Source organism: Bacillus sp. FSL R9-9492 (assembly GCF_038007365.1).
Classification (GTDB): domain Bacteria; phylum Bacillota; class Bacilli; order Bacillales; family Bacillaceae_G; genus Bacillus_A; species Bacillus_A mycoides.
Genome location: NZ_JBBOXC010000002.1, coordinates 252329 through 266283 on the forward strand (window position 1 = coordinate 252329; position 13955 = coordinate 266283).

Below are 13955 nucleotides of genomic sequence, written 5' to 3' on the forward strand. Positions count from 1 at the left end.
ACATTGTTATTATTAAAGTCGTTTTTTGTGAGTAGTAGTGTAAATAAAGAGAACAGTCCAATAACTGCACATCAAGTGTAGGAGATTATGTATATATCAAGAGCATTACTTTTTAAGGGGCTAATGAAAAATTGCTTGATAGGGACATAGAAACATATATGAATTGTTCATAGTATGCTGTAAATTATCTGAAGCTTTTGTACCAGAAGCGAATGCTTTGATGATATTGCTGAGGAAAGGTGTATATTTTCATTGATATGTTAATATGCACCTTTTCTATTATATTTGCACTTGAATAGATGCAAGTTAGAAAATGAAATTGAATTTCTATAACGTATACATAGGAAGCCATCCTTTTAAAAAGGAAGTGATTTATCATACAAATTCATGCTGTGAAAATACCAAAGAATATTGGAAATCATTTGTTTAATCAATTTAGTAACTTGATTTCAAATGAGAAGAGAGAACGAATGAAGCGGTTATTAAATTTATGTGATATTAATAGGACTTTAATAGGAGATTTGTTAATCCGATCTCTAGTCTGCCAAAAGTATAAAATTAGTAATGAAGAAATTAGATTTATATATAATGAGTATGGAAAACCTTTTGTTGAAAACTTTTCTGACTTTCATTTTAATATTTCACATTCAGGAGAATGGGTGGTTTGTGGCACTGCTAATTCTAATGTAGGGATTGATATAGAGAAAGTTTCAGAAATAGAGGCTCTTAAATTAGCAAATGAGTTTTTTTCAGATGAAGAATTTTATGATATATCTAGTATGAATTCTGATGAACAAATTAATTATTTTTATGATATATGGACATTAAAAGAAAGCTATATAAAAACGATTGGAAAAGGGCTTTATATCCCGTTAAATTCATTTTCTATAAAAAAAGAGTCACGAACTTTAATCTCATATAAGAATATACCTAAAGACTTTTACTTTAGACAATATAGCATTGAGCCGAATTATAAGATATCTGCTTGTGCAACAAGGGAAGAATTTCCGCAGGATATAATAATTAAAGATATTTATACAATTTGCCAAAATATAAACAAATTTTAAAGTAAGGAGAAAATCAATGCAGAAGACTAAACTTTTTTGCTTTCCACATGCTGGGGGATCTGCGTTTAGTTACGCAAAATGGAAAAATTACTTTAATCCATATATTGAAGTAGTCCCAATAGAGTTAGCTGGTAGAGGATATAGAATTGAAGAAAGCTTGTACCAAAGTATGGAAGAGGCCGTAAATGATGTCTACACTAGTATAGTTAAGCAGATAGAGCATTCGCCCTATATTCTATATGGGCATAGCATGGGAAGTTTGATTGCCTATGAAGTAGCCAGAAAAATACAAGATTCTAAAAACGTATTGCCTGAATTTCTTGTTTTGTCCGGTAGAAACCACCCAAATAGTAAAATGAAAAATATCCGACATAATCTTTCTAACGAACAATTTAAAAGAGAAGTTATTGCAATGGGAGGTACACCGTCCGGGGTACTTCAATCAGAAGAATTAATGGGAATTTTCCTCCCAATTCTAAGAGCAGATTTTAAAATTGTTGAGACATATATTCATGACAATAATATGCAAGCATGTGATATTGATTTTCTTATATTTAATGGGGAAAATGATGAATTTACTACATATAATCAAGTAATAAAATGGGAGCAATACACAAGTAAAACGTGTACTTTTCACTCTTTTAAAGGTAATCATTTCTTTCTAAATGAAAATATTGAAGAAATAGCAAATAGAATTATAAGAAAGTTAGATTCTAAAAGATTTTCAACTAGTTTTTAGAGTTTTTTTAAGTACAATCATGGCTGAGAAACCAAAAATTAAAGGTGAAAAATACAGGTACTGCTGGAATATTATTGAATGGAGTCATCTATGACAATGAAAAGTTAACGGGACAAGCTTTGAAAACAATCGATTTTTGCCTAAGCAAAACAAGAGATCATAAGGCTGTAAAGCGCTTTTTCAAGAAAGCTTTGCTGTCTTTTCATGTTTCAAAGCCACGTGTGATAACAGTCGATAAGAATCCAGCTTATCCTACAGCAATTGAACAGTTGAAAAAAGAAAAAAGCATACCTAATGGTATGCGACTTAGACAACAAAAGTACTTAAATAACATAGTAGAACAAGATCATCGCTTTATAAAGAAGCGAATCTATTCTATGCTAGGTCTTAAATCTTTTGACACAGCTACATACATTCTTTCTGGAGTAGAAGCCATGCATATGATTAAAAAAGACAAGATTGCTTTACGGAACCAGTCTGTTTAAAATCAAAAAGAATTCATCCATCAATTGTTTAGACTTGCAATATAAGATACGATTCCGTTAGGAATATATGTGATTTATTCTCTTTTGTTTTATTTTTGCACCAGAGCCTATACTATAATGAGGTTACCCGTATTGCATTGAAATTTTTTTAACATATATTTATATGCTAGCTATACCCTATAAGCAACCATGTAATCAATATTAAAATGTATAGGTGAATGTATCTGCAACTAAAAGATATTCATACTGATGAAAGGTGCATGATGTATTTTGTTGGATGAACATAAAAGAATTATAAAAAGGGGGAAAAATAAACATCCTACAACTTCGCACGAAATACCAATTTTACGCACAATAATACGATTATAAAAAAATTAAATACAGTATCTAGGGATTTCAAGCCCAAGTGCATGAATCTTAGTATATTGGTATACGCCATATAATTCATATTTTATATAAGAATAATCAAATGCTGAATTACTCATAAACAATTTTTATAGTGAATTACATTTTAATTTATAAGAGCTTTTCTTGTGTTGATCTAACTAACTCTTGATTAAATTAACCAATTCACATTTTATAACGACTTTTAAACTGTGTTCATGTATTCATTTTGTTAGAATTTATATTTGAAAATCGTTTTATTTTATATACATATATAATTTTTATCGCCAAATATGAATTTATCACTTGGTTATCTATAACTTTTATTAGAATAATTACACTTTCCCATTCAATTTCGAGTGAATTTTAGTATTACATAATTTAATTATATAAATAAGTTCGTGTAAAAATTGAATTTAACGCGAACTTGTGTTCGTGTATTTTTTCTGTTATAGTATATATGAGGTGATTTTTATGGATTACAGCAAGCAACGTCAAAAATCAGTACATCGTAAGAAATTATACGAGAATTTAAATGAAATGCCCTTTTACATAGAAGAATTTGTGGAGTACAAAGAATTGCATGATGCCTCTCCCTCCACCCTACTGAATTATGTATATGATTTTAGAGTTTTCTTTAATTGGCTATTATCTGAACAAATTATTGAATTTAAGCCCATTAAAGACATATCCTTCTCTGATTTGGAGAATTTAAAAAAAAAAGATGTTGAGAACTTTATGAGGTTTTTAAAACTACAACAAAATATGCAGAATTCCTCTGTTAACAGAAAAATTTCAGCCTTAAAGTCTTTATTTAAGTACCTTACCTCCCTATCAGAGAATGATGATGGAGAATGTTATTTTTATAGAAATGTAATGGCTAAAATTGAAATACATAAAGATAAGGAAACATTAAATGCCCGTGCAAAACGTATGAGATCTAAAATATTTCATAATGATGACGATCAAGAGTTTTTGAATTACATTAAGTACGAACATGAAAAATCTTTAACAAAACATCAGTTGTTCTATTTCCTAAGAGATAAAGATCGTGATGTAGCTATTCTTTCTCTCTTTCTTGGTAGTGGTATTCGTGTAAGTGAATTGGCCGATCTTCGTATGGAAGATATAAACTTAAAAGAAAGGCTAATTGATGTAATACGAAAAGGAAACAAAGAAGATTCTGTATGGATTACCCCAATTGCATTGAATGATCTTGAAAATTATATGGAAATTAGAGATAGAAAATATGCTCCAGGGAAAGAATTAAAAAATGTATTCTTATCGAAGTATAAACATACTGCACAGCCTCTTTCAGTTAGGGCTATCCAAGATATAGTAGAAAAATATACTAAGGCCTTTGGTAAAAGAATGTCTCCTCATAAATTAAGACATACATTGGCAAATAAGTTATATATGGAAGAAAAAGACTCGTTACAAGTGATGCAGCAACTTGGGCATACTAGCCAAGATACGGCCTTATTATACACACAGCTTGGTGAAACAACTATTAAAGATAGCTTAGGCAGAATAGGAAAGAATAAATAATAAAAGTTCAGCAATTTTACATTGCTGAACTTTTATTATTTTCCCTATACTAGGGTTAAAATGATATTTATTATTCGTTTCACATTTGATTTTATTATGTAAAAAATATATAGTTTGAAATCTACATTAATTGGAATATAAAAACTCTCTCTTAGTAGATATAAATAAAAATTTTAGATTTCTACAATTGTTGTTTACGTTAAATCGGAATTTAACGAACACTTGGTGGTGGAGGTTAACTTCCCCTCCCATCTTGTTGTAAAAGGACATGAATCTCTAAACTATTTAGACAAGAAAGTCTAAACTGAAATTTTTTAGATTTACAGATTTATACTCATTTAATTTGAAGTTAAATCGAATAAATAATTTTACAAGAGACAACAATTTTAAAAGAAAATCCCCAAAAATAAGAATTTTGGGGATTAGATGAATTATACATATAAACGTTTTAACACTTGCTTCATTTCTGGCTTAATATTAATGATTGAACGAATTTCTTTTGCTTTTTGTTCAGCCTCATCTACACTAGAAGCATGACCTAATTCTAATAACAATCCTGTTGCAACTGTACCTGTACGATTACTTCCACCGGAACAATGGAAAAATACTTTCTTATCTTGTTCAACAGCTTCTTTGACCGCTGCAATTGCATTTCTTACTGATTCATTTTGCGCCTCTATACCTTCTACAATTGGATAAGCATGTCGTTTAGTTCCAGTTGGAAACCCTTCTGGTTCTTCTCCTCCAGCACGTAAGTCAAACACTTCAGTAATCGTACAGCATCTTGTATAGCGTCCACTCCACCAATATATACTTTTCCTTTTACGAGTTCGTGATAGTTAGTCATGTTTGAAAGATATTTGTTTATATGCAAACAGGGTGATAACTACTTTTGTACATTTTATAAGATTTTTATTCCTAATTTTCATTCACTGGAATAAATTCAACCTTATCTAAGTAAAAACCACTTCCTGTACTGAGGTTTATGCCGTTTATAACAGACGAAATATGTACTACTTTTTCTACATATTGAAAGGAATTATATTTGAAAGAATCCCCTTTTTTCATTGTTGCTTGATAGAGTATTTGATGTTTAGCTGGTCCAATACCAGTGTGAAAAGTCATTGTAAGTAAATCATTTGAATCAGCGGCATAGCGAATTCTCAAACGATACTTTTTGTTGAGTGCATCACGAGGTGGAGTTAATTGAATGTTTCCCATGCTCTTAGATCCTTTTATTAAATCCCCTCCTGAATATCCAGGACCTTGTATAACTTCAGAAGTGAAATAACCATTAGCTTTAGTAGCTGAGATTACTGTAATCTTATCCTCATGAATTATATTTTTAGGGGTTACACTATGATGTGTCCAACCAAATACGGGTATTGTCCCTCCTTTCTCATTGTTATGATTCCAATATAAATCAAAAGATTCAACATAACTTAATCTATGACTATGTAATTCCTCTTCTGAGTCAATTATTTTTTGTGATTGACTCGTAACCCAAATATCTTTTTTATATTCCTTCTTCCGAGGTGTATTGTTATCGAGATAATGAAACTCAACTTGGTTTACCCCCACCAAACTATTATCGTATCTCCCTATATAATTGCATAAAACCCTATGAATATCATAATCTTCAAAAGTAAATGTATCTTCTTCACTAGTAATTTCACCACTAATTGTTGTTTCTCTTAGGTATTTTTCACCAATTAACGCTTTCTCTAACTGATGTCCTACCCAATAATTATAATACTCATATTTCCCATTTTGTCTTTTCCTTGTATACATCTTAAGATCTTTTAGCCAAGTAAACCGACTAGGCTTTCGGATTAAGCTTTCTAAATCGTGAAATGTAGGCTGGCGATATCTTTTCATTTCATACCAAGACATAACATCCTTGAAATTACCTTTGTAGGGCAAATAACTCCCAACTGGATTTGTATAAATTTCCCGTGTAAGTTCTGCATGTATTGGCATTGGATACATATGTACATCATAATTAGGAAGTAAAGCAACGATATCTAAAATTGCCACTGTCATTTCTCTTCGGAAACGATTGTAGTCAACCCAATCCTTAGCAGTTGAACCTTTAAGTTTATTTAAGCCAGTATGATACCATTCCACACAATGGTCAGAATATTTTTCTATGCACTCTAAGTGTTCTTTATAAAAAAGATCAATTTCATGTTGAGGCATTCCCCAATCTTTTCCGAAAATCTGGCTATCTCTTAATAAAAGTAAATGAAGATTTGCAGCTTGTGCATATACCGGTAATAATGAAACTTCATAATCTTTAATTGCAAAGGAAGGCATTGCCTGTTTAAATTGCGAATCTGCAACAACCAATCTCTGTTGTACTAATAATCTTGTTTGTGAATTCCGAGAATTATTTTGCCATGATTCAAGTGCATCCACATATGACTTCATAACATTTTGCAATCCTTCCAATTCTGCTAATGCTTTACTTCTTGCGTATTCTGTTAATTTCTGATCAATGAGTACTTCCACTCGATCCATCAGCTCTTTCCATGGATCTTGTCCTGGCGTTGATCCCCATAAAAAACCAAATAATTTACTATATAATTTAACAACGGTCCCTAACATCGGAACACCTAAAGCACTCAGTATAACACTAGTAATATTAGCTGTAGTATCAACTAGACCTGGGGCACTAATAAACACATCATGATTCAGAGAATCTCTATTTCCCTCAGAAACACTCAAACAATCATTAGAATCCCTTTGTTGTAATGGATTGCTTTGATCGTTTGCTAAAGGTTTTTTTACAGAGTTGCTTAATAAAGATTGGTCAGATGAAGTGCCTATTACATTAGGGTTAGTTTTATTATTCGAATTCATATTTTTCCTCCTCTATATTCAATGTTAGATATTTTATACATCTTTTAACTAGAAAAAGTTTATTTACAAAGCGTTTGGATGTATAGTGTAGGGCTTGATTCCCTTCGAAATCTACTGTTCTTTTTCATATATTTGTACTAAAATGTTTTTTCTTATGGTTCAATAATATTAAAATGACGATACTCTGATAATTGAGTGATATAGGACATAAAGTTCACCAGTGCATCTATTACTTTTGGATCAACTGAAATACTTTCAGCAATTTCTTTTGCTTTTTCTGGTGTACTACCTGCTGTAAGTGATAATAATTGTTGTCGTGTCATAGTTACTGTAGGTAATTCTGACGATGACGCATCCTTAAAATATAATACGGTTCCCAGATAGAGTTTTAAAATGTATTCTCTCATTTGATATTCACTTGTTCCTTCAGTTAAATCAATATCATCAGAAATACTTAGATTAAATTCAAGGGAAATATGTGAGAATCTATCCCCGTCAATTAAAATACCTAAATAATCTAAAATCATTTCTCCTGTCATATATTCAGCTATATTAGCTCCTGAAACATACTTCGTTGGATCAGTAACTGTTCCATTTCTTAATTCATACGCACCTGATAAGTAGGCGTTTCTCCAAATACCCGATTCAGATTGATACCCCAATTGCTCTAAAGCATCGGCAGCTAAAAAACGAGCCTTTTGATTGTTAGGTTCAGCAAATACAAGTGTACTCATAATATCTGCAACAAACTGATAATTACAATTTTCAAAATCAATTAATGATTTTTCAATTACCGCATCACTTCCGCCCATATAATCAATTAATTTTTGTGCCCGTTCAACATTTGGCAAAGGATCTAAATTTGCTGGGTTCGCATCATACCAGCCCATATATTTTTGATATACAGCTTTTGCGTTATGTTTTGGTGTCCCATAATATGGACGAATATACCAGTGTTTCGCTAAATCTGTAGGTAGTTGAATTTTATTTGCAATTTCTGTACTCGTATATCCTTGGTTAATATATAGTAATGTTTGATCATTAATGAACTTATATGCTGCAGCTGTTACTGTTATATGTTCACGAACCATATTAGGAGAATCATCGGTATTCCAATGTGGCCAATTATGTGCTTGAAAAGTTACATCTGTTTCATCAGCGAATAACGATATAGCTTCAAGTAAATATTTTCCCCATGCATTGCCATCTCGCACTTGAGCACCGCGCAATGTATATAAGTTATGCAAGGTTCCTGAACAATTTTCTGCTAACCATAAGGCTCTATATTGCGGAAAATGAGTATTCATCTCCGCTGGAGCTTCAGCCCCAGGGGTTAACTGGAAAGTAAGTGTTAAATCATCGATAACAATTAATTGATTCTCTGTAATTTCATGAGTGGGTAACCTAAAGCTAATTGTTCCTTTTGATTGGGTCTGACCAATACCTATAGAAATTGCCCCTTTTTCACTAGCATCTAAAAAAGAACCATATTGATATGCAGCTCTACGTGCCATTGCATTTCCTGCGTAAATATTCTCACTAACAGCATGCTCAGTAAAGCCTTTAGGAGCATAAATAGGGATATCCGGATTTTGCTCTTCATATGTAAATATACCGTTAATCCCTCCAAAATGATCGACATGCGAATGACTCATAATTATCGCACTAATATTACCTATCAGTTTTGGTAAATTATTTTTTGTGAAATAATTATCTGCAAAATTCAAAGCAGCTATTGTGCACTCTGTGCTCATCAAAGTATCTAACATAATCCATGTTTTTTGGGGAGTTAAAACCATTGTCATATTAGCCATATCAAATCCTCTAACCTGATATATTTCTTCAGTTACTTTAAACAAACCGCTCACATGATTATTTTTCCCATTGCACCATAGACTTGGATTCACTGTAGGAGGCCACTCGTCTTTTTCTAAGAATTGATAGGCTTTTTGACTCCAAATGATCTTATTATCTTCCATAATAACTAGCTCTTCACACGGTTCAACTAAATTCTTAATAGCTAATGCATACTCCGTTTCGCTATTTATATTTAAATTTTCAGCAACTTGTTTATTAAATAATGTTGTACAATACGTTGCATCTTTTTGATGTTGTGTTATCTTCATTGTTACTCCTCATTTCTATAATCATTTTCTTCATAAAAATATCTAGATATTTTTTTAAATCCATTTAAATACTCCACTTTTCTACATATGGTATAATTTACCTGAGAGATATTTTTTCTTCATAAAATAAATAACAAGGGGTATAAACATGAATATTGAACAATTAAAATTGATCGTAACCCTCTCAGAAGAGAGAAAACTTTCACGTGTAGCTCAGAAATTAAATCTCACTCCATCTGCGGTATGTCAAGGAGTTAAAAACTTGGAAAAAGAATTACATACAACACTGTTTAACAGATCTAAAAACGGGACATATCCAACAACAGAAGGGTTACATGTTATAAAAAAGGCATATGAAGCTTTAAAAAACATCGATGAAATTGTTGAATATACAACAGAAAAAAAAGATTATCCGAAGTTAAATATGAAAATCGCTGTTGTACCCGGTGTGATTCCTCCACTGGTTGAGGCAATCAACAAATTAAAACTAGAGTTTCATTTTGTTGAGATGGAAATAATCCAAGAAAAAACACAGAACGTTCTCACATCTTTACAAATGGAACAAGTTGATTTTGCATTAATCATGCATTCTGATAATATCCAAAACAAAAGCATCCCTTACAACATTAAGAAAATCTGTAATGGAGAATTCCACATTGCAATGAATAAAAATTCCAAACTTGCATTCTATAACCAAATTGATTACGAAACACTTATAAAGGAACCGTTAGCACTATACCAAGATGAACATATTCTTGATTATGTGAGACATATAGAAAAAGAGACGGGTGAATATAGCAATACTTTGTTTGTAACAAATAATTCAAATTCCATTATTTATGCTGTTAAAAATAATTTTGCAATCACGATTTCACTGCAGTTTACATTTAACAATGAATATAGAAATTTTTATAATGATATTAAACAAGTTCCTATCAAAGTTGATGAGAATCGACAACCGTTTTCATTATGGTTTGTTTCTTCTAAAAGGAATGATTTAACTGAAATTACAGATACCTTTTTTCAACTCATTCATCATTATGTGAATGCCTTTTGATCATTTAAGTTCCTTAAATATTATGAGTAATGACTTTAGAAGTGAAAATTTATAATCCCTTCAGCTTAATATAATGTTTTAAAAATGATAGAGAAGTTCAAAAAGCATTAGTAATTTTTCAAACATATGAGTAATTTTTTGGGTACCCCTAAATTTTTATTTGCTGTGCCACATATTTATCGTAACAAAAATAAATTATTGAATACATTTAATGTTTTTACAAATATGATTAAGTATAAATTAACTTTCAAAAGATATTATCGAATAAGAGGAGACTACATATATTTATCAACTCGAGACTTTAAATTAAGCTTTACAAGGGGGACGGAAACGATTCAGGGAATGAGGGTTCAATCTGGGATTATATTACAATTTTAAATTTTGTAATTATTTTCTGAATATGGATATGGATGTTAAATGTGGGTTTTGTATCGGAAATTAACAAAAAATATAATATTAAGATGGTTTTTGCCTTTTGTTTTTCCCTTATGCTAAAGATAATTTCGGTTAACCTGTTCTTTTTGGTTGATGGGTATGCGGCAGTACACCTAATAAGAAAAACCACAGCGATTGCTGTGGTTTTTCTTATTAAAGATGACCAAAACTATGTTGTAAATGCTCATAGCATAATATGTTGGGTTTCAAAAAAGTGTTAAAATGTAAATTTTTAAATAAATGTTTTACTTTGAGATTTATTATGTAAAACATGAATAAGTTAAACAAAAAGCCTATTAACCACTAGACTTTTTGTCTGAAAAAGATACCATTTTTCGCCTTAATACACTTTTAATTTCACACTATTTTATACAATTAATATTCAAAAGTTCCAAAGTAAACTTATAAATAAAAGTTTACTTTCAGTTTATTGTATTATTACTGGCTAAGTAGTTTGGAGTTTCTTGTCCTATGTTCAAAAGGTTTAGACTTTCATGTCCCGTTATTGAGACATGAAAGTACCTACAAAATTTATGATAATGGCTATTTATGAACGATTGTTCATGAGATTTTAGTTTAGACTTTTATGTCTTTCTACAAGAAAGACATGAAAATGGATACTTTTTAGACAAGAAGGTGGGTGCTTTTTTATAAAGGAGTTGCTTCTGTTATATATAACTACGTGTATCATTATCATGATTTTCAATATCTGTATTACTAATCTAATATGTATAAGAAAAAGAGGATATATGCTCATAAATTAAACATAATACCCTCTTCTTAGTTTAGTCTATTTAAACGGAATTCTGAGACTCTATTTTTATTTTAGAAAGGACAGCATAATTTTCTCTGTTTCTTCTTTACTTAAATCACCTGCAAGAATTAAGACTTGATAAGCGCTATTCTTTCCTTTTGCAGGAACAATCATTTGCATTACTTTATAGTTTTCCTCTGTATCGAGACTTTCAACTAAGGTTATTTTTGTACCTTCTAATTCATAATTTGTTACCTTTTCATTATACTCCGCTCTTTTGTTCGAGAATTTTTTTCCCTCATCAGTAACTGCAGATTGGTGCACAATATATACATTATCTTTACTTTGATTTTGATATTCATAAATAAAATCGGGATTCATTTTTCCAGTAGTCTTCGGTGTTGTAACACCTTCTCCAGTTAATTTAAACCCTTTTACCACATAACTTGGGGTCTTAATTGGAAAATCAACATATTTCTGTGCTTCCTTTTTAGTTAATCTAAATTCCGAAGTAATTTTCTGTCTAAGTGGTCCAATTTCTTCACTGTTTTTCTGATATTTTTTTTGTTCTTCTGAGTCTAACTTTTCAGGACTTCCTACTAACTTTACTTTTTTACCCAAAGTATATGCTTCTGTTTCTAAATCAATAAATCGTTCAAATTCTTCTTTTGTAAACAGATTTCGTGCCAAACCAACTTCTTTAAGTAAAGTATTATACTCTCCCTCTGAAACAAAAAATTCTGCATCTGCCTGTTCTTTTGTACCAATCATTTTTTCTACAATTTGTTGTATAGGAATATCGGTTTGTGTTTTTACTTCTTTCATATTATTTTTCACTTCTATTTGTTGTTTCTCAGGGTTAGTCGGCTGATCAGCACGTGCATTTAATAAGGATACAGATGATACTGCAATCACTGCCACAGCCCCTATCGCAGACCAACGATATGATTTTTTTTGGAATTTTTTAATCATTAGAATTCTCCTTTTTAACGCTTTTTTGTTTTTACTAAAATTTGCTATACTTGGTACTTGATAATAACTTGAGTAGTGTTCCAATAGACTAATAATAGTATGTCCATACGCAATTTGTTCCTCTGCATCTATACATGTAAGAGCTAATGCATCGCATGCTAGTTCTTGATCTTCCCGCATACATGAGTAGGCATACCATAGAATTGGATTAATCCAATTTAAAATTAGTAAGCCATGCATAAGCCAGTTCACACCAACATCTCTTCGCTTGATGTGAGCTAATTCATGATAAAAAATATATCGTAACTGTTGTTCATCTAATATTTCCATATGTACAGTTGACAATAACAACTTTGGACGAATAAATCCAAACACTGTTGGACTGGAAACCTTTCCAGATACAAATAGAGGAATATTCCGTTGAATAGACATAGATTGCTTACACTTTTCAAAAATCTGGACAATCTTCTCGTCTGTAATAACAGGTTGTTTTTTTATGTAAAGTAATAAACGCCTGTTCATTATAAAAGTAGCAACACTTAGAAGGATAACACCAGTAAGCCAAATGTATATACAGATTGTATAGAATGGAATCGGCTTATCATCCTGCTTTTCATTAATGCCTGTTTGTGTCTTATTTGCCTGAACAGTTTTTGTTGAACTTGAGGTATAAGTATCTTCTTTTGTGAGAACCTTTGTATCGTCTATATCTTTTAATTCTTGTATACGCTCTTGTGTAAGAAAATTAGCTACAGGATTTCGGCTAGAAATGAATGCATCATCATTCTTGTAAGTAAGAACAGAATAGATACTATAGGAACTATCTGGCGACCAAGGTAATACAAGTCTTATAATTAATATGATCCATAGCATATATTGCCAGCGTGGAGTTAACTTATTTCTAAACAAGACCTTGATACACAAGATTAGTCCCACTAATATACTAGCCATAATGGAAGTCTCAATCATCCAATCAAAAAAAGCAGGTAGATAGATATTTATAAATTTTTCTATCACTATAATCTATCCTTCCTCTGATTTTCCTCAGTTTTCTCGTCCAGAATACGTTTAAGTTCGTTAATATCTTCTGAAGACAGCTTTTCTTCTTTTAAGAAATTTACAAGTAAAGGTTTAAATGCTGCACCATAGAAACGTTTAAGTAAAGATTTCGTTTCTACTTGTAAATAACTATCTTGCGATACCAAAGGATAATAAGAGTACAAACGCCCTTTATCTTGATGGTAAGCCACTGCATCTTTGTGAACTAATCGATTAATCAGCGTTCGAATCGTTTTGGGTTTCCAATCCATTTTCACCTCTAACGCTTCAATCACCTCATTTGCCGTTTGTGGAGATTTTGACCAAAGTACTTTCATAACTTCTAACTCAGCTTCTGAAATTTTAGGTAATTCATTCATTGTTTAAAAATACACCCCTCGTATTACATTTGTAATCCACAACTGAATATTACACTTGTAATCTATTGTTGTCAAGCTTGTATGGTGTTTGTAGAATCCTTTCCTATA

8 protein-coding genes and 2 pseudogenes are annotated in these 13955 nt (G+C 31.2%); 5 read left to right on the plus strand and 5 right to left on the minus strand.

Annotated elements, in window-relative coordinates; genetic code table 11:
- The first annotated feature begins 392 nt into the window (after positions 1-392).
- From MKY70_RS29495 to xerS, 4 genes and pseudogenes are all read left to right on the plus strand, one after another.
- Positions 393-1067, plus strand: a complete 675-nt coding sequence (locus tag MKY70_RS29495; protein ID WP_043314397.1) for a 4'-phosphopantetheinyl transferase family protein — start codon at positions 393-395, stop codon at positions 1065-1067.
- A gap of 16 nt (positions 1068-1083) precedes the next feature.
- Positions 1084-1806: a thioesterase II family protein gene (locus tag MKY70_RS29500; RefSeq protein WP_002035038.1), complete on the plus strand. Its 723-nt coding sequence runs from the start codon at positions 1084-1086 to the stop codon at positions 1804-1806.
- A gap of 125 nt (positions 1807-1931) precedes the next feature.
- Positions 1932-2291 (plus strand): annotated as a pseudogene (locus MKY70_RS29505) (DDE-type integrase/transposase/recombinase); the annotation flags it as partial.
- Positions 2292-3149: 858 nt separating this feature from the next.
- Positions 3150-4223 (plus strand): tyrosine recombinase XerS, encoded by a 1074-nt coding sequence (gene xerS / locus MKY70_RS29510; protein ID WP_241139288.1) that lies wholly within the window; start codon positions 3150-3152, stop codon positions 4221-4223.
- A gap of 431 nt (positions 4224-4654) precedes the next feature.
- On the opposite strand, the pseudogene MKY70_RS29515 reads toward xerS, so the two are convergent.
- The 3 genes and pseudogenes from MKY70_RS29515 to MKY70_RS29525 all read right to left on the minus strand — a co-directional run bounded on the left by MKY70_RS29515 (position 4655) and on the right by MKY70_RS29525 (position 9211).
- Positions 4655-5070, minus strand: a pseudogene (locus MKY70_RS29515) (protein-tyrosine phosphatase family protein).
- Positions 5071-5141: 71 nt separating this feature from the next.
- A complete protein-coding gene (locus MKY70_RS29520; protein WP_341026704.1) occupies positions 5142-7085 on the minus strand; it encodes an insecticidal delta-endotoxin Cry8Ea1 family protein in 1944 nt (647 codons plus the stop codon).
- Between the two features lie 152 nt (positions 7086-7237).
- Positions 7238-9211, minus strand: a complete 1974-nt coding sequence (locus tag MKY70_RS29525) for an alkyl/aryl-sulfatase (RefSeq protein WP_341026707.1) — start codon at positions 9209-9211, stop codon at positions 7238-7240.
- Positions 9212-9359: 148 nt separating this feature from the next.
- Here MKY70_RS29525 and MKY70_RS29530 point away from each other — a divergent pair, with 148 nt between their 5' ends.
- Complete coding sequence (locus MKY70_RS29530; RefSeq protein WP_341026708.1) at positions 9360-10268, plus strand: LysR family transcriptional regulator; 909 nt, start codon at positions 9360-9362, stop codon at positions 10266-10268.
- Between the two features lie 1255 nt (positions 10269-11523).
- Here the strand turns inward: MKY70_RS29530 and MKY70_RS29535 are convergent.
- Positions 11524-13446, minus strand: coding sequence for a M56 family metallopeptidase (locus MKY70_RS29535; RefSeq protein WP_341026710.1), 1923 nt, complete (start codon positions 13444-13446; stop codon positions 11524-11526).
- Positions 13446-13847 (minus strand): BlaI/MecI/CopY family transcriptional regulator, encoded by a 402-nt coding sequence (locus MKY70_RS29540; protein WP_341026712.1) that lies wholly within the window; start codon positions 13845-13847, stop codon positions 13446-13448. Before MKY70_RS29540 ends, MKY70_RS29535 begins: the two co-directional genes overlap by 1 nt.
- Positions 13848-13955 lie beyond the last annotated feature (108 nt).

Bases quoted from the DNA above. Each gene is read 5' to 3' on its own strand.
- MKY70_RS29540 (WP_341026712.1), bottom strand. From the start codon at position 13,847: ATGAATGAATTACCTAAAATTTCAGAAGCTGAGTTAGAAGTTATGAAA.
- MKY70_RS29530 (WP_341026708.1), top strand. From the start codon at position 9,360: ATGAATATTGAACAATTAAAATTGATCGTAACCCTCTCAGAAGAGAGA.
- MKY70_RS29525 (WP_341026707.1), bottom strand. From the start codon at position 9,211: ATGAAGATAACACAACATCAAAAAGATGCAACGTATTGTACAACATTA.
- MKY70_RS29520 (WP_341026704.1), bottom strand. From the start codon at position 7,085: ATGAATTCGAATAATAAAACTAACCCTAATGTAATAGGCACTTCATCT.
- MKY70_RS29500 (WP_002035038.1), top strand. From the start codon at position 1,084: ATGCAGAAGACTAAACTTTTTTGCTTTCCACATGCTGGGGGATCTGCG.
- xerS (WP_241139288.1), top strand. From the start codon at position 3,150: ATGGATTACAGCAAGCAACGTCAAAAATCAGTACATCGTAAGAAATTA.